This is a genomic window from Stenotrophomonas sp. 3(2025) (assembly GCF_052665395.1).
The window spans coordinates 12,604-39,103 of record NZ_JBQOIF010000008.1 but is presented as its reverse complement, the minus strand read 5'-3'; the positions used below and the strand labels follow the sequence as shown (position 1 = coordinate 39,103).

Below are 26,500 nucleotides of genomic sequence, written 5' to 3'. Positions count from 1 at the left end.
TGGACAGTTCGTTGATCGCACATGCACCCCGCTCGCTGAGCATTGTCGGCGCCGGCCTGGCCGGATCCCTGCTGGCCATCCTGCTGTCACGGCAGGGCTGGCGCATCACCCTGTACGAACGCCGTGGCGATCCGCGCATCGCCGATTACGAAAGCGGCCGTTCGATCAACCTGGCCCTGGCCGAGCGCGGGCGCAACGCGTTGCGCCAGGCCGGCGTGGAAGACGAAGTGATGGCGCGGGCGGTGATGATGCGCGGGCGCATGGTGCATCCGCGCGAGGGCGAGCCGCAGCTGCAGCGTTATGGTCGCGACGACAGCGAAGTGATCTGGTCGATCCATCGCAGTGACCTGAACACCACGCTGCTGGAACTGGCCGAGCAGGCCGGCGCCACCGTGCATTTCCACCGCCGCCTGCACACCGTCGATTTCGATGCGGGCTACGCACGCTTCATCGATGATCGTGACGACAGCCCGCACGATATCCGCTTCGATACGCTGGTGGGTGCCGATGGCGCCGGCTCGGCGCTGCGTGCGGCGATGAACCGGCGCGAGCCGCTGGGCGAGGACATTGCCTTCCTCGACCATTCCTACAAGGAACTGGAAATTCCGCCGGGCGACGATGGCGGCTTCCGCATCGAGCGCAATGCCCTGCATATCTGGCCGCGTGGCCACTACATGTGCATCGCCCTGCCCAACCACGAGGGCACCTTCACCGTCACCCTGTTCCTGCCCAACGATGGCGATCCGAGCTTTGCCACGGTCACCACCGGCGCCCAGGCCGAAGCGCTGTTCGCGCGTGAGTTCGCCGATACCCTGCCGCTGATTCCCAACCTGCGTGCAGACTGGGAGCAGCATCCGCCCGGCCTGCTCGGCACCCTCACCCTGCAACGCTGGCACCAGCAGGCACGTGCCGTGCTGATCGGTGACGCCGCGCATGCGATGGTGCCGTTCCACGGCCAGGGCATGAACTGCGCGTTCGAGGACTGCGTGGCGCTGGCCCGCCATCTGATGGAGGCGGACGACCTGCAGAGTGCGTTCGCCGCATTCGAGGCCGAGCGCAAGCCGAACGCGCGTGCGATCCAGCAGATGGCGCTGGAAAACTATCTGGAGATGCGTGACAGGGTGGCCGATCCGGCCTTCCTGCTGCAACGTGAGCTGGAACAGGAACTGCAGCGGCGCTGGCCCACGCGTTTCGTCCCGCACTACACGATGGTGACGTTCCTGCACACGCCCTACGCCGAGGCACTGCGCCGCACCGACATCCAGCGCGCGATGCTGATCGCCGCCACTGCAGGCCACGATACGCTGGACAACATCGACTGGAACGCACTGCAGGCGCAGATCCATGCGCAGCTGCCGGTGCTGGAGGGCGCGCACTGATGGCCGACAGCTTCCTGTTCTACGACCTGGAAACCTTCGGCCAGGATCCGCGCCGCACCCGTATCTCCCAGTACGCGGCAATCCGTACCGACAGCGACCTCAATGAGATCGACACGCCGGTCAGCTTCTTCGTTCGCCCGGCCGATGATCTGCTGCCCTCGCCGATGGCAACGATGGTCACCGGCATCACGCCGCAGCAGGCGCTGACCGAAGGCATCAGCGAAGCCGAGGCGTTCGATCGCATCAACGAGCAGCTCTCGCGCCCCGGTACCTGCGCACTGGGCTACAACACCCTGCGCTTCGACGACGAGTTCATCCGCTACGGCCTGTTCCGCAACTTCCACGACCCGTACGAACGCGAGTGGCGCAACGGCAACTCGCGCTGGGACCTGCTGGACATGCTGCGACTGATGCATGCCATCCGCCCGGACGGCATCCACTGGCCCAAACGCGAGGATGGCGCCACCTCGTTCAAGCTGGAGCATCTGGCCGAGGCCAACGGCGTGCGCGAGGGCGATGCCCACGAAGCGCTGTCGGACGTGCGCGCGACGATCGGCATGGCGCGCCTGTTCAAGCAGTCGCAGCCGCGCCTGTGGGACTACGCGCTGAAACTGCGCGACAAGCGTTTCGTCGGCAGCCTGCTCGACGTCACCGCGCTGAAGCCGGTGCTGCATATCTCGATGCGCTACCCGGCCAGCCGCCTCTGCGCGGCACCGGTGTTGCCGCTGGCGGTACATCCGACCATCAACAACCGGGTGATCGTGTTCGATCTCGACGGCGACATCGATGACCTGCTGGAACTGCCCGCCGACGTGATCGCCCAGCGCCTGTACCTGCGCGCCAGCGAACTGCCCGAAGGCGTGGCCCGGGTGCCGTTGAAGGAAGTGCACCTGAACAAGGTGCCGGCGCTGGTGGCCTGGAACCACCTGCGCGCTGATGACCACGCACGACTCGGGCTGGACGTGGCGGCGATCGAAGCCAAGGCCGAACGCCTGCGCGCGTTCGCGCCGCAGCTGGCCGAGAAGGCGCGCCAGGTCTACAACCAGCCGCGCGTGGCGATCGTCTCCGACGTGGATGCTTCGCTGTACGACGGCTTCCTCGGTGCCGGCGACAAACCGCTGCTGGCACTGGCACGGACCACGCCACCGGAACAGTTGGCGGCACTGGAAGGCCGCTTCCGCGACCCGCGCTTGCCCGAGCTGTTGTTCCGCTACCGCGCCCGCAATCATCCCGACAGCCTTGCACCGGAAGAACGCGAGCGCTGGAATGCCTATCGCCGCCAGCGCCTGTTCGGCGAGGAAGGCATGGGCGAACTCAACCTGGCCCAGTTCCAGCAGCAGCTCGACGCGCTGGCAGCCGAAGCACCCGACGATGCCCGCCGCGCCGCGCTGCTGCAATCGCTGCGTGACTGGGGCCAGCACCTGCAGGAGGACCTGTGAGCACCTATTTCTCCGATGCCAGTTTCAAGTTCCTGCGCAGCCTGGCGCTGCACAACGACAAGACCTGGTTCAACGACCATCGCCAGCAGTACGAAGACCACGTGCGGCAGCCATTCCTGCGCCTGCTGGGCGACCTGCAGCCGGCGCTGGCCGAGGTCAGCGGACACTTCCGCGCAGACACGCGTGGCGTGGGCGGCTCGTTGTTCCGCATCCACCGCGACGCGCGGTTCTCCAACGACAAATCACCGTACAAGACCTGGCAGGGTGCCCGCCTGTTCCATGAGCGCCGCCGCGAAGTGGCCGCACCCTCGTTCTACGTGCACCTGCAACCGGGCGAGAGCTTCGTCGGCGCCGGGCTGTGGCATCCCGAACCGGAAACCCAGCGCCGCGTCCGCCACTTCATCCTCGACAACCCGGGCAGCTGGAAGGCGGCTGCGCACGCGCCGGCGCTGCGCAGGCGTTTCGACTTCGAGGAAACCGAGAAGCTGGTGCGTCCACCGCGCGGCTTCCCGGCTGACTTCGAGTTCATCGATGACCTCAAGCACCGCAACTGGGTGATGTGGCGTTCGCTGGACGATGCCACGATGACCGGCCCGCGCCTGCTGTCCACGCTCGGCAAGGACCTGGCGGCGCTCGGCCCGTTCGTGGACTACCTGTGCGCTGCACTGGACCTGGAGTTCTGAGCGGCGCCGGTGGCATCGCTGGGATCACCCGCCGTTCACCACCGGCAACCGTACTTGCGGCAGGCTGTGCAGCATGAAGAAGCTCATTGGCATCCTCGTTCTGCTGATCGCTGTGGTGGCCGCCTGGTGGTTCGGCGGCCCCTACCTGACCGTGCATGGCCTGTCCAAGGCCATCGAACAACGGGACACCGCCCGTCTGGAGCGCTACGTGGATTTCCCACGCGTGCGTACCAGCCTGCGTGCCCAGCTCAATGACTACCTGGTGCGCCAGGCCGGCCCCGAGGTCGCTGCCAGTCCCTTCGGTGCCCTGCTGTACGGGTTGGGTGACCAGCTGGGCGGCGCTGCGGTGGACACGATGGTCACGCCCACCGGTATCGGCGCGATGTTGCAGGGCCACGTCCTGTGGAAGCGCGGCCGCAATGAACTGCAGGGCGGCGAGGCCTTGGCTGCAACCGAGCCGGCGCGACCGCTGAAGAACGCCGAACACCACTTCGAAGCCCTGGACCGCTTCGTGGTCGACGTCGATCGCGGCCCCGGCCAGCCTCCGTTGAAGGTAGTGCTGGAACCGCAGGGCCTGCGCTGGAAGGTGGTGGACCTGCAGTTGGGGATGTCAGGCAGCCCGTAACCGGTAGCGCCGGGCCATGCCCGGCGACGATCACCCTTCGTTGGCGACACCATGCGGCACGTGGCCAGCGGCTACATGTTCACGAGCACTGTCGATGTTGTGCTGCGAATCGTCAAAGAAGATGTCGGCACCGAACGCCTGCAGGAACGGGCCCTTGTGTCGACCTCCCAGGAACAGCGCCTCGTCCAGGCGCACGCCCCATTCGCGCAGGGTACGGATCACCCGCTCATGCGCCGGTGCAGAACGCGCGGTCACCAGCGCCGTACGGATGGGCGCGCTGTCGCCGGCCGGGAACACTTCCTGCAGCGTGTGCAGCGCCGAGAGGAAGCCGCGGAACGGACCGCCACTGAGCGGCTCGCGTGCACGCTCGCGTTCGTGCCGGCCAAAGGCTTCCACGCCCTGCTCGCGGGAAATGCGCTCGCTCTCGTCCCCGAAGATCACCGCATCACCATCGAAGGCGATGCGCAGCTGCCCGGCCGGGCGGGTGATGTCGATCTGGTCGGCGGCAGCGGCAGCGGTCTCACCCGGCGGCTTGGGCAGGATGGTGGCCGCAGCGATGCCATGGCGAAGCGCGCTGCGCACCGATTCCGGATTGGCCGACAGGAACAGGTCGGTGCCGAACGGCTTCACGTACGGCCAGGTCGGCTCACCGGCGGTGAAGGTCGCGCGGATGATGCCCAACCCGTAGTGCTGGATGGAATTGAAGATGCGCAGGCCGGTATCGGCCGAGTTGCGTGACAGCAGGATCACTTCCACGCGCGGGTTCTCGGGGCTGGCGCCCTGGTTCAGTGCCAGCAGCTTGCGCACCACCGGGAAGGCCACGCCCGGCCCGAGGATGTCGTCCTCGTGCTGGCGCTGGTACTCGGCATAGGCGGCCACACCATCGCTCTCGAACAGCGCATGGCTTTCTTCCAGGTCGAACAGCGCACGCGAGGTCACCGCGACGGTCAGCAAACGGGGGGAGTTGTCGCCCATCGGTGGGGTCCTTCAAGCGGTCGGCAGTGCCGGCCGCCTATTGTCGTCAAAAAACGAACTGTTCGCTCAGGATCCGGTCTTCAAGGTTGTGCTCCGGGTCGAACAGCAGGGTCACCCGGTGCTCGCGCGACTCACGGATCGTCACTTCGACCACATCGCGGGTCTCGTGCGAATCGGCGGTGACGCTGACCGGACGCTTGTAGGGATCGAGCACGCGGAAGCGCACTTCGGTGTCGGCCTTGAGGATGGCGCCGCGCCAGCGTCGCGGGCGATAGGGGGCCAGCGGCGTCAGGGCGATGGTGTGCGAGCCCAACGGCAGTACCGGCCCATGTGCGGAATAGTTGTAGGCGGTGCTTCCGGCCGGGGTGGCCACCAGCACGCCATCACCGATCAGTTCGCCCACCCGCTCCTGGCCATTGAGGTCGATGCCGATATGCGCCGCCTGCCGGGTCTGGCGCAGCAGCGAGACGTCGTTGTAGGCCAGCGAGCCGGTGGTGGTACCCGATTCGGTCAATGCCATCATTTCCAGCGGGCGCAGGTGGGCCGGCTCGGCACGAGCGATACGCGCATGCACGTCGTCGTCGCCGCGGTACTGGTTCATCAGGAAACCCACCGTGCCCAGCTTCATCCCGAACACCGGCCTGCCCAGGTGTCCGTGACGATGCAGGGTCTGCAGCATGAAGCCATCGCCGCCGAGCGGGCACAGCACATCGGCCTGGTCCGGGGCGTGGTCGCCATAGCGCGAGACCATCGCCGCACGGGCCATCTGTGCAGGTTCGGTGGTACTGGCCAGGAAAGCGATGCGGGGGGTGTCGCTCATCGGTGGATCCGGGGGAAGGCTTGGTGGAGAGCATAACCGAGCACCGCTGCGCTCGCCGGGCATGGCCCGGCGCTACCTGCTCCGCCGTACATCGGTAGCGCCGGGCCATGCCCGGCGGTCGTCCGCAAGAAAAAACGGCCCCGCTTTCGCGGGGCCGTTCCGGTTCACGCATGCCAGGCGTGGCCTGGCACTACCTCACTTACGCGCCGTGGGCAGCGAGCTGACCCAGGCGCTGCACCGCGACCGAAACGGTCGGGTAGTCGAGGGTCTTCTGCTCGGCCAGTTCGGCCAGCATCGCCAGCGTGAAGCGCAGGCTGCTGTCGTCACGACCGATCCACGCGGCGACCTTGGCTTCAGCGGTGCTGCCCTTGGTGGCCAGCACCTGGCCGGCCAGGCTGCGGTGGTGTGCGGCCAGTTCGTCGCGCAGCACGCCACGTGCCACTGCGTGCCAGCGGCCGTTGACCTCCAGCGCGTCGATCTGCTCGAACAGCCACGGCAGCTGCAGGGCATCGCCCAGGCGGAAGTGGATCTTGGAGACATCCACCGGCTTCAGCTTGCGGGTACGGGCCAGTTCGATGATGTCGAACGCCGGTTCCAGGAAGTGCAGTTCGGCCAGCTGCTGTGCCAGCGCCGACGGCAGGCCCTTTTCCTTCCACTCGGCCACCAGGGCTTCGTAGGTCGGACGCTGCGAATCCGGCAGCACACCCGAAGCAACACGGATGTCGTTGAACGGACCCTGGTAGCGGTTGACCGCCTCGGTGATGCCCGGCATCGGGCCCGGGCGCGACAGCAGCCAACGCACGAACGAACGCTGCAGCTTCCAGATCACTTCCAGCGCGTCGATCTGCACCGACTCCGGCAGCGTGCCATCAAGTGCGTCGATCTGCGCCCACAGCGCGCGTGCGTCCAGCGTTTCGCGGCTGATGGTGTAGGCCTTGGCGACCTCGGCAATGGAACGGCCGGTGTCTTCCTGCATGCGCATCAGGAAGGTGGCGCCCATGCGGTTGATGGTCTGGTTGGTCACGGCCGTGGCGATGATTTCGCGCTTCAGGCGGTGGCGCTCCATTGCGTCGGCGTACTTCTTCTGCAACGGCGTCGGGAAGTAACGCTGCAGCTCCTTGGACAGGTACGGATCTTCCGGAATGTCCGAATCCAGCAGCTGGGCGAACGCCACCAGCTTGGAATAGGACAGCAGCACCGACAGTTCCGGACGGGTCAGGCCCTGGCCGCGTGCCTTGCGCTGGGACAGCTCGGCATCGGACGGCAGGAACTCGATCTGGCGATCCAGCAGGCCCTGCTGTTCCAGGGTACGGATGAAGTGCTGCTTGGACCCCAGGCGCTTGACCGCCATCCGCTCCATCAGGCTCAGGGCCTGGTTCTGGCGGTAGTTGTCGTTGAGCACCAGCGCGGCGACTTCGTCGGTCATCGACGCCAGCAGCTTGTTGCGCTGCTCGACGGTCAGCTTCTTGGCCCGCACCACATCGTTGAGCAGGATCTTGATGTTGACTTCGTGGTCGGAGGTATCCACACCGGCCGAGTTGTCGATGAAGTCGGTGTTGAGCAGCACGCCGGCCTGGGCAGCTTCGATGCGGCCCAGCTGGGTCATGCCCAGGTTGCCGCCCTCGCCCACCACCTTGCAGCGCAGCTCGCCACCATTCACGCGCAGGGCGTTGTTGGCGCGGTCGCCGACATCGCTGTGCTGCTCGCTGGCGGCCTTGACGTAGGTACCGATGCCGCCGTTCCACAGCAGGTCGACCGGTGCCTTCAGGATCGCGCTCATCAGATCGTTCGGCGACAGCGCCTTGACGTTCTCGTCCAGGCCCAGCGCTTCACGTACCTGCGGGGTGATCTCGATCGACTTCAGGCTGCGCGGATACACGCCGCCGCCCTTGCTGATCAGCTTGGCATCGTAGTCCGCCCAGCTCGAACGCGGCACGGTGAACAGACGCTCACGTTCGACGAACGTGGTCGCTGCATCCGGGTTCGGGTCCAGGAAGATGTGGCGGTGGTCGAACGCAGCGACCAGGCGGATGTGGCGCGACAGCAGCATGCCGTTGCCGAACACGTCGCCGGACATGTCGCCGACGCCAACCGCGGTGAAGTCCTGGGTCTGGCTGTCACGGCCCAGTGCACGGAAGTGGCGCTTGACCGACTCCCATGCGCCGCGCGCGGTGATGCCCATGCCCTTGTGGTCGTAACCGACCGAACCGCCGGAGGCGAATGCATCGCCCATCCAGAAGCCGTGCGCGATGGCCAGGCCGTTGGCGATGTCGGAGAAGGTCGCGGTGCCCTTGTCGGCGGCCACCACCAGGTACGGATCGTCCATGTCATGGCGCACGACATCCACCGGCGGCACGATCTTGTTGTTGACGATGTTGTCGGTGATGTCCAGCAGGCCCTGGATGAACAGCTTGTAGCAGGCCACGCCGTTGGCGAAGATCGCATCGCGATCACCGTTCACCGGCGGCATCTTGGCGAAGAAGCCGCCCTTCGCACCGACCGGCACGATGACGGTGTTCTTGACCATCTGCGCCTTGACCAGGCCCAGCACTTCGGTACGGAAGTCTTCGCGGCGATCCGACCAGCGCAGGCCGCCACGGGCGACGGCACCGAAGCGCAGGTGGGTACCTTCCACGCGCGGGCCATACACGAAGATTTCGCGGTACGGGCGCGGCTTGGGCAGGTCCGGCACCAGGGCCGAATCGAACTTGAAGCTGATGACATGGCCGTGCTGGCCATTGGCATCGGTCTGGTAGTAGCTGGTGCGCAGGGTCGCATCGATCACGCCCATGAAGGAACGCAGGATGCGGTCCTCGTCCAGGCTCGACACGCGGTCCATCAGCTTCAGCAGCGCTTCGCGCGCGGCCTGCATCTGCGTATCGCGGTCACCCTTGCGGGCGTCGACCACGGTCTTGAGCACCTTCAGGGTGGCCTCGTCGCCGGCAGCCAGCACCTCGAGGTGGGCCTTCAGCTGCGCCTGGCCAGCGGCGATGTCTTCCTTGCTTTCATGGCCGGTGGCCGGATCGAAGCGGGCTTCGAACAGTTCCACCAGCAGGCGTGCCAGCAACGGGTAGCGGGTGAAGGTGCCTTCGACGTAAGCCTGCGAGAACGGCACGCCGGTCTGCAGCAGGTACTTGCAGTAGCCACGCAGCATGGCGACCTGGCGCCAGTGCAGGCCGGCAGCCAGCACCAGGCGGTTGAAGCCATCGTTCTCGGCATCGCCGTGCCAGACGCGGGCAAAGGTCTCACCGAAGGCTTCATCGACGCTGGCCGCATCGATCGCACCAGCGGTCGACTCGACCTCGAAGTCCTGCACGTACACCGGCGCGTTGTCCACCGACAGGCGGTACGGACGCTCGGCGATCACGCGCAGGCCCATGTTTTCCATCATCGGCAGCGCGTCCGACAGCGGGATGTCATCCAGCTGGCGATACAGCTTCAGGCGCAGGCCATCGCCGGATTCGCGCGGCACGGCCTGCAGGCTCAGGCGCAGGTCGTCCGGACCGGTCAGCGCGTCGAGCTGGCTGACATCGTTGGCGGCAACGGCGGTGCTGTTGTCTTCGATGTAACCGGCCGGCAGCGCCTTGCCGATACGTGCAGCAATGCGCAGGCCTTCGGCTTCACCATGACGGGTGACCAGCGCTTCGCGCAGGTCGTCCTGCCAGTTGCGCAGCACCTGGGCCAGCTTCTGCTCCAGTTCGGCGGTATCGACGTCGAGCATTTCGCCCGGCTTCGGACGCACGATCAGGTGCACCTGGGCCAACGGCGATTCACCCAGCACCACCGAGCTGTCCACGTACTCGCCGTGCAGCGCTTCCTTGAGCATCGCTTCGATGCGCAGGCGCACGTCGGTGTTGAAACGCTCGCGCGGCAGGTAGACCAGCGCGGAAATGAAACGGCTGTACTTGTCGCGACGCAGGAACAGGCGGCTGCGCACACGCTCCTGCAGGCCCAGCACGCCCATCGCGGTGCGGAACAGTTCGTCCTCGCTGGACTGGAACAGTTCTTCGCGCGGCAGGGTTTCCAGGATGTGGCGCAGGGCCTTGCCGCTGTGGCTGGAGCCGGCCAGGCCGGACTGCTTCATCACGTGCTCGTAGCGCTGGCGCACCAGCGGGATTTCCCACGGGCGGCGGTTGTAGGCGCTGGAGGTGAACAGGCCGAGGAAGCGCTGTTCGCCGATGATCCTGCCCTTGGCGTCGAATTCCAGCACGCCGATGTAGTCCATGTAGCCGGCGCGGTGCACGCGCGAACGGGCATTGGTCTTGGTCAGGATCAGCGCGTCCTTCAGCCCGGACGTGGTGTTCAGGCCCTGCGCGGCCAGGGTCTTGACCGGACGTGCAGCGGACTTGTCCTTGCCGCGCATCAGGCCCAGGCCAGTGTCGTTCAGCGGCGCCAGCACGTCTTCCTTGCCCTGCTTCTCGACGCGGTACTCGCGGTAGCCGAAGAAGGTGAAGTGGTTGTCGGCGGCCCAGCGCAGGAATTCCTGTGCTTCCTTGCGCGAAGCGGCGTCGACCGGCAGCTGGCGGCTGCCCAGGTCGTCGGCCAGCGCCAGCGCCTTGTCCTGCATCGGCTGCCAGTCGCGCACAATGGCGCGCACTTCGTCCAGCGCCTTGTTGATGGCCTGCTCGATGTCTGCCATGGCTTCGGCCGGCTGGCGGTCGATCTCCAGCAGCATCACCGATTCCAGCTGGCCCTCGCCGACCTTGGTCAGCTTGCCGGCCTTGTCACGGGTGAAATGCAGAACCGGGTGGCCCAGCACGTGTACGCCGATGCCATGCTCGGCCAGTGACATGGTCACGGTGTCGACCAGGAACGGCATGTCGTCGTTGATGATCTGCAGCACGGTGTGCGGCGATTCCCAACCGTTGGCCTTCGCGGTCGGATTGAACACGCGGACATTGGCCTTGCCGGCCTTGCGGGCACGGGCGAATTCCAGCGTTTCGGCTGCGAGCGCGGCCCACTCCTCAGCGCTGTGATGGGGGAACTCGTCGGCCTCCATGCGCTTGTAGAAATCGGCGGCGAATGCCACTGCCTCGGCCTGGGCGGCCGCGGGGTAACGCTTGCGCAAGGCCGTGTACACCGGCTCCAGGGAGAAACCAGCGGTCACTGCGACCTCCGACTCAACTGGTTTGCTTTTGTTTTTCACGGTCTTGGCTGCGGTTTTTTGCGGTTTCATGGCAGAGCGGCGCGCTTGCTCAGTTGGGAAAATGAAATTGTAGCCCTACCGCACGAAAAGGCCTTGCTGCAGGACGGAATAACCAGATTCGGGTTTGCTGCGGTTTAGACGCCCTATTCAGTTCGCACCGGTATGGGCATCGCAGTCGCACAGCGTTGCCGACAGGATCGGCAAAACGTGTTACCGGAAGACACATGCGGCAACATCGGCGCGATTCCACAATCCTGAACTGGACGGTATAGTCCACCGCGTGAATCCGGCCTACCTTCCTGTCGCCCTCGACGCGCGTGATGAGCGCGTGTTCGACGCCGTGCGCGAACTGCTTGCCCAACAGGGCATGCAGATGAGCATGGACGCGGTCGCCCAGCAGGCAGGCTGCTCGAAACAGACCCTGTACTCGCGCTACGGCAACAAGCAGGCCCTGCTGCGGCGGGTGATGCAGCGCCATGTGGGCCACGCCACCGGGGCCATGCTGCGTGCACTCCGCGGTGACGACCTGCGTGGCAGCCTGCTGCAGTTCGCCACCGACTTCCTGGAGCACTTCAACCAGCCCCATGTCGGCCAGGCCTGCCGCCTGATCGCCGCCGATGCAGCACAGTTTCCCGAAGAGGCGCGTACGCTGTACCGGCATGGCGCCGGCGCGTTGACGCTTCATCTTGCTGAATGGATTGAAACCGTTTGCAGTCGCGGGCTGCTGCGGCATGACGACCCGCACTTCATGGCCGAACTGCTGCTGAGCATGATTGCCGGTCAGGATTTCGACAAACAGCGCTTCCATACCCCCCATCGTGATGACGCTGCATTGCGTCGGCGCTGGGCAGAGTTCTCCGTCGATGGCTTCCTGCGCGCATTCGCGCCGCAGCCCTCGCCGGCCCCGTCTTCAAACCAACCCCGGAGTTCCTCCTGATGACCGCCCCACTCCGCACCCTTGCCTTGACGTGCGCCGTCGCTGTCGCCGTAGCTGCCTGCAAGAAGCCGGAACAGCCGACGCCCCCACCGCCGGAGGTGGGCGTGATCGACGCCAAGCCGCAGACCCTGCCGCTGCAGCGCGAGCTGGTCGGTCGCCTGTCGCCGTTCCGCAGCGCCGATGTGCGCGCCCGCGTGCCCGGCGTGCTGCTCAAGCGCGTCTATCAGGAAGGCAGCGAGGTCAAGCAGGGCCAGACCCTGTTCCTGATCGACCCGGCGCCCCTGCGCGCCTCGCTCAACGCCTCCGAGGCCCAGCTGGCTTCGGCCCGCGCGACCTACGCCAACGCCAAGGTCGCCGCTGACCGCGCCCGTTCGCTGGCGCCGCAGAAGTTCGTGTCCAAGGCAGACCTGGACAATGCCGAGTCGGCCGAGCGCACCGCGCTGGCCGCGGTCAAGCAGGCCGAAGCTGCGGTGACGTCCTCGCGCATCAGCCTGGGCTACACCGAAGTCACCGCGCCGATCAGTGGCGTGGCCAACAAGCAGCAGGTCACCGAAGGCGCACTGGTGGGCCAGGGCGATGTGACCCTGCTGACCACCGTGGACCAGCTCGACCCGCTGTACGTGAACTTCTCGCTGAGCGTGGATGAACTGACCCAGCTGCGTGCGCAGCAGGCCAAGGGCAACCTGGCCCTGTCCGGCGACGGCAAGGCCACGGTCAACGTCAAACTGGCCGACGGCAGCACCTACAGCGAGCCGGGCACGCTGGACTTCTCCTCGACCACGGTCGACCCGGCCACCGGCGCGGTGTCGCTGCGCGCGGTGCTGCCGAACCCGCAGAAGATCCTGCTGCCGGGCGCCTTCGTCAGCTTCCAGGCCAACCTGGGCGAGCGCAACAACGCCTACCTGGTGCCGCAGCAGGCCCTGCTGCGTGACACCAACGGCGGCTATGTGATGGTGGTGGGTGCCGACGGCAAGGTCGTCCGCAAGAACGTAAAGACCGACGGCGCGCAGAACGGCAACTGGCTGGTCAGCGAGGGCCTGGCCGCGGGTGACAAGGTAGTCGTCGCCGGCGTGCAGAAGGTCAAGGAAGGCGCGCCGGCCACGGCCAAGCCGTGGACCCCGGGCCAGGACGCCAACGGCAAGCCTGCCGCCGGCGGTGCTGCTGCGGGCGCGCCGGCCGCAGCCCCGACCGACGCCAAGGCACCGGCCAAGGCTGACCAGGCCGACAAGGCCGAGCCAGCCGCCACCGAATCGAACAAGCAGTAACGGGACCTTCCGTCATGCCTAAATTTTTCATCGAACATCCAGTCTTCGCCTGGGTGGTGGCGATCCTGATCTCGCTCAGCGGCGTGATCGCGATCCTCAACCTCGGCGTGGAGTCCTACCCCAACATCGCCCCGCCGCAGGTGACCGTCTCGGCCACCTACCCGGGTGCAAGTGCGGATACCACCGAGAAATCGGTCACCCAGGTGATCGAGCAGCAGCTGACCGGCATCGATCACCTGCTCTACTTCAGCTCCTCATCGGCCTCCAACGGCCGCGCCTCGATCACCCTGACCTTCGAGACCGGTACCGATCCGGACATCGCCCAGGTGCAGGTGCAGAACAAGGTCTCGCTGGCCACGCCGCGACTGCCTTCGGAAGTCACCCAGCAGGGTGTGGTGGTGGCCAAGGCCAACGCCGGCTTCCTGATGGTGGTGGCGCTGCAGTCCGATACGCCGACGATCAACCGTGACGCATTGAACGACATCGTCGGCTCGCGCGTGCTCGACCAGGTCTCGCGCATCCCCGGCGTCGGCAGCACCCAGCAGTTCGGTTCCGAGTACGCCATGAACATCTGGCTCAACCCGGAAAAGATGCAGGGCTATGGCCTGTCGGCCAGCCAGGTGCTGGCGGCGGTACGCGCGCAGAACGTGCAGTTCGCCGCCGGTGCACTGGGCTCCGACCCGTCGCCGGAAGGCCAGCACTTCACCGCCACGGTGTCGGCCGAAGGCCGCTTCAGCTCGCCGCAGGAGTTCGAGAACATCATCCTGCGCGCCAATGCCGATGGCTCGCGCGTGCTGTTGAAGGACATCGCCCGCGTCGCCTTCGGTGCCAACAACTACGGCTTTGATACCCAGTACAACGGCAAGCCCACCGGCGCCTTCGCCATCCAGCTGCTGCCGGGCGCCAACGCCCTGAACGTGGCCGAGGCAGTGCGCGGCAAGATGGACGAGCTGCAGCCCAGCTTCCCGGCCGGCGTCACCTGGTTCTCGCCTTACGACAGCACCACCTTCGTCAAGATCTCGATCCAGGAAGTGGTCAAGACCCTGTTCGAAGCGGTGTTGCTGGTGTTCCTGGTGATGCTGATCTTCCTGCAGAACTTCCGCGCCACCCTGATCCCGACCCTGGTCATCCCGGTGGCCCTGCTGGGTACGTTCCTGGGCATGTGGATGATCGGCTTCACGATCAACCAGCTGACCCTGTTTGCGATGGTGCTGGCGATCGGCATCGTGGTCGATGACGCGATCGTGGTGATCGAGAACGTCGAACGCATCATGACCGAGGAAGGCCTGGCGCCGAAGCCGGCCACGCAGAAGGCGATGACCCAGATCACCGGCGCGGTGGTGGCCATCACCGTCGTGCTGGCGGCGGTGTTCATCCCCTCCGCCCTGCAGGGCGGTGCGGCCGGTGAGATCTACAAGCAGTTCGCCCTGACCATCGCCATCTCGATGGCGTTCTCGGCGTTCCTGGCGCTGGGCTTCACCCCGGCGCTGTGCGCCACATTCCTCAAGCCGACGCACAACGACAACCCGAACATCGTCTACCGCACCTTCAACAAGTACTACGACAAGATCAGCCACACCTATGTGGGCCACATCACCTCCGCGGTGCGCCACGCACCACGCTGGATGATCCTGTTCGTGGTGCTGACCGCGCTGTGCGGTTTCCTGTTCACCCGCATGCCGGGCAGCTTCCTGCCTGAGGAAGACCAGGGCTATGCACTGGCGATCGTGCAGTTGCCGCCGGGCTCGACCAAGAGCCAGACCAACGAAGCGTTCGCACAGATGCGCGGCATCCTGGAAAAGCAGGATGGCTATGAAGGCATGCTGCAGGTGGCCGGCTTCAGCTTCGTCGGCTCCGGCGAGAACGTGGGCATGGGCTTCATCCGCCTGAAGCCGTGGGAAGAGCGCAAGTTCACTGCTCCGGAATTCATCCAGAACATGAACGGCGCGTTCTACGGCATCAAGGAAGCGCAGATCTTCGTGGTCAACCTGCCGACCGTGCAGGGCCTTGGCCAGTTCGGCGGCTTTGACATGTGGCTGCAGGACCGCAGCGGCGCCGGTTACGAGCAGCTGACCCAGGCCCGCAACATCCTGCTCGGCCAGGCCGCGCAGAAGCCGGACCACCTGGTGGGCGTGCGCCCGAACGGCCTGGAAAACGCCCCGCAGCTGCAGCTGCACGTGGACCGCGTGCAGGCGCAGTCGATGGGCATGTCGGTGTCGGACGTGTACAGCACCATCCAGCTGATGCTGGCCCCGGTGTACGTCAACGACTTCTTCTACGAAGGCCGCATCAAGCGCGTGACCATGCAGGCTGATGGTCCGTACCGCACTGGCCAGGAGTCGCTGAAGAGCTTCTACAGCCCGTCCAGCCTGACCACCAACGCCGATGGCACCAACGCGATGATTCCGTTGAGCACGGTGGTCAAGTCCGAATGGGTCTCGGCACCACCGTCGCTGAGCCGCTACAACGGTTACTCGGCGATCAACATCGTCGGCTCGCAGGCGCCGGGCACCAGCTCGGGTGAAGCGATGCAGACCATGGAAGGCATCGTCAACGACGACCTGCCGGCCGGCTTCGGCTACGACTGGTCCGGCCTGTCCTACCAGGAAATCCTGGCAGGCAACGCCGCGACGCTGCTGCTGGTGCTGTCCATCGTGGTGGTGTTCCTGTGCCTGGCCGCGCTGTATGAAAGCTGGTCTATCCCGGTGGCGGTGCTGCTGGTGGTACCACTTGGCGTTCTGGGCGCACTCGCCCTGTCGATGATGCGTGGCCTGCCGAACGATCTGTTCTTCAAGATCGGCCTGATCACGGTGATCGGCCTGGCCGCGAAGAACGCGATCCTGATCGTGGAGTTCGCGGTGGAGCAGCGTGCGGCGGGCAAGACCCTGCGCGATGCCACCATCGAAGCGGCGCGCCTGCGATTCCGCCCGATCCTGATGACGTCCTTCGCGTTCATCATGGGCGTCATCCCGATGGCGATCTCCACCGGTGCTGGCGCCAACTCGCGTCACGCCATCGGTACCGGCGTGATCGGCGGCATGCTGTTCGCCACCCTGCTCGGCCTGCTGATGATCCCGGTGTTCTTCGTGGTCGTGCGCCGCATGCTCGGCGACAAGCTGGATGAACCGTCCAAGGAATTCCTCGGCCGCCAGCGTGATGCGGAAAGCGCCCACCGCCCGGATCGTTGATCCGACGGTGAGGTGAAACGCAAAAGGCCCCGGAGCGATCCGGGGCCTTTTTCTTTGCTGCTCTTCTGTAGAGCCGAGCCCATGCCCGGCCGTTCATGGCGGAGCGGGATTCGTCAACTGCGAGTGTCGCCTCTGACAGCCATGTGTGCCGATGGATCTCCAGATTGGGCGATGGATATCGTGATCGCCCTCGGCTTCTGGGCCATATGCGTCACCAGCTGGCACCATCCATCAGCAAATCCAATATCGCGCAATCCGTCACAACCTCCACCGGAACAGCGCTTTAACCAAGGATCTCTACCACAGGAACATCAGGGAGGATCCCATGCGTAATTCGTCTGTCCCGCGAGCTGTACAACTCCTTGCGCTGCTGGGTCTGAGCGCATTGTTCTCACCGTTGACACATGCCGCAGGCGTGCTGGTCTGTGACAACTGCGCGGACCCCCGTGCGATGGCGCTCACATCCGGCACCGGTCCCACCATCGTCGCAGATTTCAGCCAGCGCAGGCTTCATGGCTACAAGGTTGAGTACGACCGAGAGCTGCGCAGGTACCGGGCGGTCCGGATACCCGTGCCGGATCCGATTGTCGCGTCGTTCAACCGCATCATGGGGATGCTTGACCGGCGTGGCATCCGCACCGGTCAGAGGGGAGTGCAGTTCGAAATCCACCCTGACGACCCAGGCGCGGCCAATGGCATCGTCTTTCCCGATGAATTCAAGGGCCATAACGCACACGATATCGCCCAGATGGCGACCGCTCGGTTCCGACTTGAATCACAGATCGGTGAAGCGTTCACCGGTGCTACCACCAACTCCACCATCTGGAACAGCATGGCGACGTTTCTCTCTTCCATTGGCCTGAGCTTCGTCAGTAAGGCGCTTGGCATCGACGGAGCGATATACGTCATCACGTGGCGGGACGGTTCCAAGACAACTCTCCTCGTCCGCGCCGACTCCGTTAACGAAGCCAGATATGTGCAAGGCGGAAGCAAGGATGCACAGGGCAACCGCATCCCCGACGGCGCCGCCAGCAATCCGGATACTGCACAGGGCTTTGCTGGTGTCTATCAGTTCAACGACAAGGAGGCGATGCAACGCTGGATCGATACCGCACGCCTTTACGGTGTGACGGTCATCGAAGGCAGCGGCATTGCAGGCCAACTGGATTGTCGCTGGGACGGGCGGACATTGACCTGCGCAGGCAGGTGATCGGGTCGATCCGGGGCCTTCTTCTTTGCTGCCTGGTCGCTGCCAACCTTCGTTGGCACTCTCCGATTGGTGCCAACCAAGGTTTGCATCTGCCGAGCCTCAGCGCAGCAGCGCGATCATGGAGCAGGCAGCGACGATCACCAGTGCGGCCCATTGCATGGGCACGAAGAAGAAATGATGCGGTGCAGCCTCACCCTTCAGCCGCGGCGCACGGTTGAGCCACAGGCCCAGCAGCACGTTCACTGCCGCGCCGATGCCACCACCCAGCAGCACCTGCTGCAGCGGGATGTTGCCCTTGGGGCCGTCGTGCGGGAAGAAGTACGCCAGCAACAGGATGCCTGCGATCGGCGTGACCAGCGTCATGAAGCCCCAGCCGCGGTAGATCATGCGGTATCTCCAGAAAAAACGATCCGCATTGGAGCAGCATGCATCCTGGCAGGCAAGAGGCGGGCACGCCATCTGGACACAACGCCATCCACGCATGGCGTGGACCTACTGGCCGCGCCGCCATTGCAGCGGCGCGGCACGGGACAATCAACGCAGTCCGGTTTCGTTGCGGGCAATCACCAGGCGCTGGATTTCAGAGGTGCCTTCGTAGATCTCGGTGATCTTGGCATCACGGAAGTAGCGCTCCAGCGGCATCTCCTTGGAGTAGCCCATGCCGCCATGGATCTGTACGGCCTGGTGGGTGATCCACATTGCCGCTTCCGAAGCGGTCAGCTTGGCGATGGCCGCCTCGTTGCTGAAGCGCTTGCCCTCACCCTTCACCCATGCTGCACGCAGGGTCAGCAGCAGCGCCGCATCCAGCTTGCACTTCATGTCGGCTATCTTTGCCTGGGTCATCTGGAAGGTACCGATGGCCGCACCGAAGGCCTTGCGGTCCTTCACGTACTCCAGGGTCGCTTCATAGGCAGCACGGGCAATACCGATCGCCTGCGAGGCGATGCCGATGCGGCCGGCATCGAGCACGCCCATGGCGATCTTGAAGCCCTCGCCTTCCTGGCCCAGCACGTCTTCGGGCTGTGCCACGTAATCGTTGAACTCGATCTCGCAGGTGGCCGAGGCACGGATGCCCAGCTTCGGTTCGGTCTTGCCGCGGCCGAATCCGGCCTTGTCGGTGTCGATCATGAACGCGGTGATGCCACGCGCGCCCTTGTCCGGCTCGCTCATCGCGAACAGCACGATGTACTTGGCCACCGGGCCGGAGGTGATCCAGCTCTTCTTGCCATTGATGACATAGCTGCCGTCGGCCTGCTTGACCGCGCGGCAACGCATGGCTGTGGCGTCCGAGCCCGACTGCGGCTCGGTCAGCGCGAATGCACCGATGGCCTCGCCTTCGGCGATGGCGCGCACGTACTTCTGCTTCTGCGCTTCGCTGCCATGGGTCAGGATGCCGTTGCAGAACAGCGAATTGTTGACCGACATGATGGTCGAATGCGCAGCATCACCGGCGGCGACCTCCACCATCGCCAGCACGTACGCGATCGGGTCCATGCCCGCGCCACCGTATTCGGTCGGCACTTCGATGCCCATCAGGCCGTTCTCGCCCAGCAGGCGGATGTTGTCCAGCGGGAACTCGCCGGTACGGTCATGGTGCTCCGCACTCGGGGCGATCTTTTCCTGCGCGATCCGGCGCGCAACGTCCTGCAGCATCAACTGCTCTTCGGTAAAGCTGAAATCCACAACACCCTCCCGGGAAAATGGTTCGCCGATTGTACCGGGGGCGGGGCATTGGCGGCTGACTCGGCCCTGGCGGCGGCTTGACCGGGCAGCCCCCGTCAGCGAATATATCTCTATATCGCGATAGGTAGATGTTTATGGATCTGGAAGACTGGTCGACCCGCCTGAAGGTGTTCGCCGATGCTACCCGTGTGCGCCTGCTGGCGCTGCTGGAGCAGGAAGAGCTGACCGTGGCCGAGCTTTCGGCCATCACCCGGTTGGCGCAGCCGCGGGTATCGACTCATCTGGCGCGCCTGAAGGAAGCCGGCCTTGTGCGCGACCGCCGTGCGGGCGTGTCGGCCTACTACCGCTTCGACGAAGCCCAGCTGGACCCGGCGCAGCGTGCATTGTGGCATGCCCTGAGCAACGGAAGCGACGACCCGTTGCTGCGCCAGGATGCTGAACGCGTAGCGGCGGTGCTCGCCCACCGCGCTGCCGACCAGAACTGGGCCGACAGCGTGGCCGGCGACATGGAGCGCCACTACTCCCCGGGCCGCACCTGGGAAGCGCTGGCGCGCACCGCGCTGCCATTGCTGGAAACCGGCGACGTGCTGGATATCGCCTCCGGCGACGGTGTGCTGGCCGAACTGGTCGCCCCGCACGCCCGGCGTTATGTCTGCATCGACACCAGCGCGCGCGTGGTGGCCGCCGCCAGCGAACGCCTGCGCCGCCTGCCGAACGTGGAAGTCCGCGAGGGCGACATGCATGCCCTGCCTTTCAAGGACCGCAGCTTCGACCTTGTGGTGCTGATGCACGCCCTGACCTACGCCAGCAAGCCGGCGCAGGCGGTCACCGAAGCCGCGCGCGTGTTGCGCCCGGGCGGTCGCCTGCTGCTGTGCAGCCTGGCCCGCCACGAGCACAAGGCCGCGGTCGATGCCTATGGCCACGTCAATCTCGGCTTCAGCGACAAGGAGCTGAAGAAGTTCGTCGACAAGGCCGGCCTGCAGGTCTCCAACCTGGAAACGGTCACCCGCGAAAAGCGCCCGCCGCATTTCGAAGTGATCTCGCTGATCGCCAACAAACCCTGAGGTCGACATGCCCGCCTTGCCCTGGTTGCACCCGCAACGCGTGGAATCACTGCTCGCTGCCCTGCGTGATCGGATCCTGATCATCGACGGCGCGATGGGCACGATGATCCAGCGCCACGGCCTGCAGGAAGAGGACTACCGGGGCGAGCGCTTCGCCGGCGGTTACGACCACGCCCATGGCCCCGGCTGCGACCACGGCGGCCCCCCGGAGGGCCACGACCTGAAAGGCAACAACGACCTGTTGCTGCTGACCCGGCCGGAGGTCATCGCCGGCATCCATACCGCCTACCTGGAAGCGGGCGCGGACCTGGTGGAAACCAACACCTTCAACGCCACCTCGGTCAGCCAGGCCGACTACCACCTCGAACACCTGGTGTACGAGCTGAACAAGGCCGGGGCCGCCGTCGCCCGTGCCTGCTGTGATGCGGTGGCGGCCACCACACCGGACAAGCCGCGCTTCGTCATCGGCGTGCTCGGCCCGACCAGCCGCACCGCCTCGATCAGCCCGGACGTCAACGATCCCGGCTTCCGCAACACCAGTTTCGATGAGCTGTGCGGCACCTACCGCGAAGCCATCGATGGCCTGATCGATGGTGGCGCCGACACGATCATGGTCGAGACCATCTTCGATACGCTCAACGCCAAGGCTGCGCTGTACGCCATCGAGGAGGCTTTCGATGCACGTGGCGCGCGGCTGCCGATCATGATTTCCGGCACCATCACCGATGCTTCCGGGCGCACCCTGTCCGGACAGACCGCCGAGGCGTTCCAGGCGTCACTCGCGCATGCACGACCGTTATCGATCGGCCTGAACTGCGCACTCGGCGCCGATGCCATGCGTCCGCACGTGGAAACCCTGTCGCAGGTGTCGGACTGCTACGTCAGTGCCCACCCCAACGCCGGCCTGCCCAATGCCTTCGGCGAGTACGACGAAACACCCGAGGAAATGGCCGCAACCCTGCGTGGGTTTGCCGAAGATGGCCTGCTCAACCTGGTCGGCGGCTGCTGTGGCTCCACCCCGGACCACATCCGCGCGATCGCACTGGCGGTGGCCGGGCTGCCGCCGCGCACCCTGCCTGCCGCCCAGGTGCGGGCGGCATGAACACCTCCGCCCCCTCCCGCACGCCCCCCTGTTGCCGCTGAGTTGCCGCCGATCATGACGCCTGTCCGCCCTACCCGCCTGTCCGGCCTGGAACCACTGGTCATCACCCCGGATCTGCTGTTCGTCAATGTCGGCGAACGCACCAACGTCACCGGCAGCGCGCAGTTCCGCAAGCTGATCAAGGAAGGTCGTTACGAAGAAGCGGTGGACGTGGCCCGGCAGCAGGTGGCCAGCGGCGCACAGATCCTGGACGTCAACATGGACGAGGGCCTGATTGATTCGGAAGCGGCGATGACCCGCTACCTCAACCTGATCATGTCCGAGCCGGACATCGCCCGCATCCCGGTAATGGTCGATTCCTCCAAGTGGAGCGTGATCGAAGCCGGCCTGAAGTGCCTGCAGGGCAAGAGCGTGGTCAATTCGATCTCGCTGAAGGAAGGCGAGGAGCTGTTCCGCGAGCACGCGCGCAAAGTGCTGCGCTACGGTGCGGCCGCAGTGGTGATGGCCTTCGATGAGAGCGGGCAGGCCGACACCTGCGCGCGCAAGGTTGAAATCTGCACCCGCGCCTATCGCCTGCTGGTCGATGAAATCGGCTTCCCGCCACAGGACATCATCTTCGACCCGAACATCTTCGCCGTCGCCACCGGCATTGAAGAGCATGACAACTACGCGGTCGACTTCATCGAAGCCACCCGCATCATCAAGCAGACGCTGCCGCACTGCCATGTGTCCGGCGGCGTGTCCAACGTTTCGTTCTCGTTCCGCGGCAACGAAACCGTGCGCCAGGCGATCCACTCGGTGTTCCTGTACCACGCGATCGCCGCCGGCATGGACATGGGCATCGTCAACGCCGGCGCCATGCCGATCTACGACGAGCTGGAGCCGGAACTGCGCGAGCGCGTGGAGGACGTGATCCTCAACCGCCGCCGTGATGCCACCGAGCGCCTGCTTGAAATCGCCGAGCGCTACAAGGGCAGCAAGGGCGCGGCGAAGACCGAAGACCTGGCCTGGCGCGAGAAGCCGGTGGACGCACGGTTGGCGCATGCGCTGGTGCATGGTCTGGATGCCTGGGTCGACGCCGATACCGAAGAAGCCCGGCAACGTTCCAGCCGCCCGCTGGACGTCATTGAAGGCCCGCTGATGGCCGGCATGAACGTGGTCGGCGACCTGTTCGGTGCCGGCAAGATGTTCCTGCCGCAGGTGGTGAAATCGGCACGTGTGATGAAGAAGGCGGTGGCCTACCTGCTGCCCTACATCGAAGCCGAAAAGGCCCGCAGCGGCGACACCGCCAAGAGCAACGGCAAGATCATCATGGCTACGGTGAAAGGCGATGTGCACGACATCGGCAAGAACATCGTCGGCGTGGTGCTGGCCTGCAACAACTTCGAGGTGATCGATCTGGGCGTGATGGTGCCGGCGCAGAAGATCCTCGATGCCGCCCGCGAGCACCAGGCCGACATCATCGGCCTGTCCGGCCTGATCACGCCGTCGCTGGAAGAAATGAGCCATGTCGCCCGTGAAATGCAGCGGCAGGGCTTCGATCTGCCACTGATGATCGGCGGCGCGACCACCTCGCGTGCGCACACCGCGTTGAAGATCGACCCGCACTACAAAGCGCCGACGGTCTGGGTGAAGGACGCCTCGCGCGCCGTGGGCGTGGCGCAGTCGCTGATCTCGCGCGAGCTGCGCGATGCGTTCGTCGCCGCCAACGAGGCGGACTACGCCGAGATCCGCACCCGCCACCGCAACCGCGGTGACGCCAAGCGCCTGGTATCGCTGGAGCATGCACGCGGCCAGAAGTTCCAGTGCGACTGGCAGGCGTACACACCACCGGCACCGAAGCAGCCGGGCCTGCATGTATTCGATGATTACCCGCTGGCCGAACTGGTGCCCTACATCGACTGGACACCCTTCTTCCAGGCCTGGGAGCTGGCCGGCAAGTATCCGGCCATCCTCACCGATGAAATCGTCGGTACCCAGGCCAGCGAGCTGTACCGGGACGCGCGCGCGATGCTGGACCGCATCGTCAGCGGGAAGTGGCTGCGGGCCAGGGCCGTGTTCGGCCTGTGGCCTGCCAACAGCATCGGCGACGACGTACGCGTGCAGCATCCCGATGGCGAGGCCACCCTGCACTTCCTGCGGCAACAGGTGGACAAGCCGGCCGAACGCCCGGATTTCTGCCTCGCCGATTTCATCGCCCCGGCCGACAGCGGCAAGCAGGACTGGATCGGCGCCTTCGCAGTCACCGCAGGCATCGGTATCGACGCGCACGTGGCCCGTTTCGAGGCCGACCATGACGACTACAACGCGATCCTGCTGAAAGCCCTCGCCGACCGCTTTGCCGAAGCCCTGGCCGAACGCCTGCACCAGCGCGTACGCACCGGATTCTGGGGCTACGACCACGCCGAAACGCTCGACAACGAAGCGCTGATCGACGAAAAGTACCGCGGCATCCGCCCCGCGCCCGGTTACCCTGCCTGTCCCGAGCACAGCGAAAAACGCCGATTGTTCGACCTGCTGGGCGCTGAAACCAACGCCGGCATGCAGCTGACCGAGAGTTTCGCGATGCTGCCGACCGCGGCGGTATCGGGCTACTACTTCAGCCACCCGCAGAGCCAGTATTTCGTGGTCGGCCGCCTCGGTCGCGAGCAGGTCACCGACTACGCACGCCGCAAGGGCGTCGATCGCGCCCAGGCCGAACGCTGGCTGGCCTCCAACCTGGATTACGATCCGGAATGACACCGCGCGGCAACGGTCCAGCGACCGACTTCCATGCTGCACCAACACGCACCACGGGAGCCGGCGCCAACGCGGATCCCGCTACCGGCAACTGATCGCACGAGGCTTGATCAGGGCGCGATGATCGGTTCAGGCGCCTGCAGACGCTGCAACTGAGCCCGGAAATCAGGCAACAGCAGGCGATTGCTGTATCCGCTGAGATGGTCGCCATCGAAGAACAGGGGCTTGCCGCCGTCGGTCGGCAGGCACCGCTCGCCCGGGCACAGCAACGGCATCGGATCCCAGATGGTTGCCCCAGGCAGACCTGCAGCCACCTGCTGCAGGCCTGCCATTACCGGCGCGCGCAACTGCTCGATCTCGCTGCGCGCCACCGTCATGCCGTTGGCGCAGATCGGATTGTGCCGGTTGAACACATCCGAGCAGCGGTACGGTGGCGCCGGCAGCACCGGCTTGGGCGCTTCGAGCACAATGCGCACGCCACGTTCGGCCAGCGGGGTGAGTTGCTCGATCCAGTGCGCGACCTCGGCCTTGCGGCCCGCGCTGGCCGTCTCGCCCAGATGCTCGGCACGCACCTGCGCAACATCGAACAACGCATACTGCTCGGACAGGCGTGGCAGGCGCAGGCCTGCCAGCAGCACCACATCTCCCGGCCGGGCGCGTGCCTGGATGTCGTCCAGCACGTTGCGCGCATAGGCTTGGCAGGCCGGATTGGGGCCCTGCCAGGCACGCAGCCCGACCAGCGCGCAGCCACCACTGCTGTACAGCCGAATGGTCGCGCCATCGAGCACGGCAAGACGCTGCAGCATCTCGTGGTAGGCCAGCGCATGCGAGTCACCGGCAACGAACAGCTGGCGAGAGGAACCGGCGCGTCCGGGACACTCCCCACGCTCATAGAGGCGAGCCTGCCCACCCAGCACCGGCACGTTGCTCATCCGCACGCGGCACTCCGGCATCTCCTTCTTCAGCCCCTTTGCGTAGGGATACCAATCCAGCGGTGCGCGGCTGACCACACTGAGCGAGGTGTACTGCTGGGTCTTGACCAGCGCCGACTGCAACCCTGCACCCAGCACCAGCCCCCCCAGCCCGGCCGCGACCCAGCGCGCGTTGCTGATTCGCCAGCGCGCACCATGCCGCATCGGTTGCTCGACCCAGCGCCACGACAGCCAGGACAGCAGCGCAACGCACAGCAGTGCGGCAGCGCCGGTAGCCATGGTTTCCAGACCTACCGTCCAGCGGAACAGAACGAAGACCGGCCAGTGCCAGAGGTACAGCGAATAGGACAGGCGCCCGACCGTCACCATCGGCGTGGCCGACAACGCGCGCCCGACCCAGCCCCGCGGCGAGCGCTGCAGCAGACCCAGCAGGCCCAGCGTGCCCAGCACCGGCCACAGTCCGTCGATCCACGGCGAATGACCCGGCCGCGCGAACCATAACCCGTAGCCCAGCGCCCCCACGCTCAGCAGCAACAAAGGCGAGCGCCAGCTCAGCCCGCGCGGCGAGACGGCTGGCGGCGTGAACCGGCCACTCAAAGACAACAACTGGAACAGCAGCACGCCAGCGCCAAGCTGCCAGAACCGCGTGGTGGTGAGGTAGAACGCATCCACCTCATGGCCGCCCTGCCCCGCGCGGAACACCGCGTATCCCAGCGATGCCGCTGTCGCTGCGACAAACAGGCCCACCGACAGCCAGCGTCCGCGCCGGCCTTTGGCCCAGGCCAGGAACAGCAGGGGGAACAGCAGGTAGAACTGCTCTTCGACACCCAGCGACCAGGTATGCGTGTATGGATTGAACTCGCTGCGCGGTGAGAAGTAATCGTTGCCGGTACTGGCCAATACCCAGTTGCTCAGCCCGAAGAAGGCCAGTCGGCCCGTCTTGTCACTGGTCTCGCTGAGCCAGGACTCAGGGATCAGCAACGCGCTGAACATCGCTGTCACCAGCAGGCATACCACCAGCGCCGGAGCGATGCGTCGCATACGGCGCGCATAGAAGCGCGCCAGCCCAGCCCAGCCCCCGATGGCCGGCAGGCGATCCACCGAGGCGCTGACCACAAAACCGGAGATGACGAAGAACACGTCCACGCCGGTAAAGCCGCCCGGCAGCCAGCTCGCCTTGAGGTGATAGAGAATGACCGCCAGCACTGCGATCGCACGCAGGCCATCAATATGCGGGACATACCCGGGACTGCGTTCCTGCATGGCCTTGTTCCTGACATGCAACGAGCGCCCGAAGGCGCCCAATGCGTTCA

17 protein-coding genes are annotated in these 26,500 nt (G+C 65.6%); 11 read left to right on the top strand and 6 right to left on the bottom strand.

The genetic code is table 11. The annotated features are described in order from the left end of the window. Nucleotides 1-11 precede the first annotated feature (11 nt). From ACUXVE_RS08185 to ACUXVE_RS08170, 4 genes are all read left to right on the top strand, one after another. Nucleotides 12-1,379: an FAD-dependent oxidoreductase gene (locus tag ACUXVE_RS08185; protein WP_445514188.1), complete on the top strand. Its 1,368-nt coding sequence runs from the start codon at nucleotides 12-14 to the stop codon at nucleotides 1,377-1,379. Beyond that, on the top strand, nucleotides 1,379-2,818 hold the full coding sequence (sbcB, locus tag ACUXVE_RS08180; protein ID WP_222388893.1) for an exodeoxyribonuclease I: 1,440 nt from the start codon (nucleotides 1,379-1,381) through the stop codon (nucleotides 2,816-2,818). Before ACUXVE_RS08185 ends, sbcB begins: the two co-directional genes overlap by 1 nt. Then, nucleotides 2,815-3,501 carry a DUF2461 domain-containing protein gene (locus tag ACUXVE_RS08175; protein WP_025876858.1) on the top strand — a complete coding sequence of 229 codons (687 nt, stop codon included), beginning with the start codon at nucleotides 2,815-2,817 and terminating at the stop codon, nucleotides 3,499-3,501. The genes sbcB and ACUXVE_RS08175 overlap by 4 nt, the downstream gene beginning before the upstream one ends. 73 nt (nucleotides 3,502-3,574) lie before the next feature. Beyond that, nucleotides 3,575-4,126, top strand: coding sequence for a DUF2939 domain-containing protein (locus tag ACUXVE_RS08170; RefSeq protein ID WP_093819061.1), 552 nt, complete (start codon nucleotides 3,575-3,577; stop codon nucleotides 4,124-4,126). Nucleotides 4,127-4,156: 30 nt separating this feature from the next. On the opposite strand, the gene ACUXVE_RS08165 is transcribed toward ACUXVE_RS08170, so the two are convergent. From ACUXVE_RS08165 to ACUXVE_RS08155, 3 genes are all read right to left on the bottom strand, one after another. Then, nucleotides 4,157-5,101, bottom strand: a complete 945-nt coding sequence (locus ACUXVE_RS08165) for a 5'-nucleotidase (protein WP_033831508.1) — start codon at nucleotides 5,099-5,101, stop codon at nucleotides 4,157-4,159. A gap of 46 nt (nucleotides 5,102-5,147) precedes the next feature. Continuing rightward, nucleotides 5,148-5,921 (bottom strand): NAD kinase, encoded by a 774-nt coding sequence (locus ACUXVE_RS08160; RefSeq protein WP_025876850.1) that lies wholly within the window; start codon nucleotides 5,919-5,921, stop codon nucleotides 5,148-5,150. Between the two features lie 199 nt (nucleotides 5,922-6,120). Next, on the bottom strand, nucleotides 6,121-11,097 hold the full coding sequence (locus tag ACUXVE_RS08155; protein WP_445514187.1) for an NAD-glutamate dehydrogenase: 4,977 nt from the start codon (nucleotides 11,095-11,097) through the stop codon (nucleotides 6,121-6,123). Nucleotides 11,098-11,347: 250 nt separating this feature from the next. On the opposite strand from ACUXVE_RS08155, the gene ACUXVE_RS08150 reads away from it, so the two are divergent. The 4 genes from ACUXVE_RS08150 (at nucleotide 11,348) to ACUXVE_RS08135 (ending at nucleotide 17,667) form a co-directional block, all read left to right on the top strand. Continuing rightward, complete coding sequence (locus ACUXVE_RS08150; RefSeq protein WP_093819059.1) at nucleotides 11,348-12,004, top strand: TetR/AcrR family transcriptional regulator; 657 nt, start codon at nucleotides 11,348-11,350, stop codon at nucleotides 12,002-12,004. Next, nucleotides 12,004-13,269: an efflux RND transporter periplasmic adaptor subunit gene (locus ACUXVE_RS08145; protein WP_093819058.1), complete on the top strand. Its 1,266-nt coding sequence runs from the start codon at nucleotides 12,004-12,006 to the stop codon at nucleotides 13,267-13,269. The genes ACUXVE_RS08150 and ACUXVE_RS08145 overlap by 1 nt, the downstream gene beginning before the upstream one ends. A 14-nt stretch (nucleotides 13,270-13,283) precedes the next feature. Further along, entirely contained in the window at nucleotides 13,284-16,457 is a 3,174-nt protein-coding gene (locus tag ACUXVE_RS08140; RefSeq protein ID WP_025876842.1) for a multidrug efflux RND transporter permease subunit, read from the top strand. A 325-nt stretch (nucleotides 16,458-16,782) separates the two neighbouring features. Beyond that, complete coding sequence (locus ACUXVE_RS08135; protein WP_445514186.1) at nucleotides 16,783-17,667, top strand: hypothetical protein; 885 nt, start codon at nucleotides 16,783-16,785, stop codon at nucleotides 17,665-17,667. 99 nt (nucleotides 17,668-17,766) lie between these two features. Here the strand turns inward: ACUXVE_RS08135 and ACUXVE_RS08130 are convergent, their stop codons facing one another. After that, a complete protein-coding gene (locus tag ACUXVE_RS08130) occupies nucleotides 17,767-18,054 on the bottom strand; it encodes a hypothetical protein (RefSeq protein WP_445514185.1) in 288 nt (95 codons plus the stop codon). A 147-nt stretch (nucleotides 18,055-18,201) separates the two neighbouring features. Further along, a complete protein-coding gene (locus ACUXVE_RS08125; protein WP_032976311.1) occupies nucleotides 18,202-19,350 on the bottom strand; it encodes an acyl-CoA dehydrogenase family protein in 1,149 nt (382 codons plus the stop codon). A gap of 134 nt (nucleotides 19,351-19,484) precedes the next feature. Between ACUXVE_RS08125 and ACUXVE_RS08120 the strand changes: the two genes are divergently transcribed. From ACUXVE_RS08120 to metH, 3 genes are read left to right on the top strand one after another with little or no spacing between them, the layout of a single operon-like run. Continuing rightward, complete coding sequence (locus tag ACUXVE_RS08120; RefSeq protein WP_025876836.1) at nucleotides 19,485-20,414, top strand: ArsR/SmtB family transcription factor; 930 nt, start codon at nucleotides 19,485-19,487, stop codon at nucleotides 20,412-20,414. A 7-nt stretch (nucleotides 20,415-20,421) separates the two neighbouring features. Then, nucleotides 20,422-21,516, top strand: coding sequence for a homocysteine S-methyltransferase family protein (locus tag ACUXVE_RS08115; RefSeq protein WP_445514184.1), 1,095 nt, complete (start codon nucleotides 20,422-20,424; stop codon nucleotides 21,514-21,516). Nucleotides 21,517-21,570: 54 nt separating this feature from the next. Then, entirely contained in the window at nucleotides 21,571-24,255 is a 2,685-nt protein-coding gene (gene metH / locus ACUXVE_RS08110; protein ID WP_093819053.1) for a methionine synthase, read from the top strand. A 110-nt stretch (nucleotides 24,256-24,365) separates the two neighbouring features. On the opposite strand, the gene ACUXVE_RS08105 is transcribed toward metH, so the two are convergent. Then, entirely contained in the window at nucleotides 24,366-26,450 is a 2,085-nt protein-coding gene (locus ACUXVE_RS08105; RefSeq protein ID WP_445514183.1) for an acyltransferase family protein, read from the bottom strand. Between the last annotated feature and the right edge of the window lie 50 nt (nucleotides 26,451-26,500).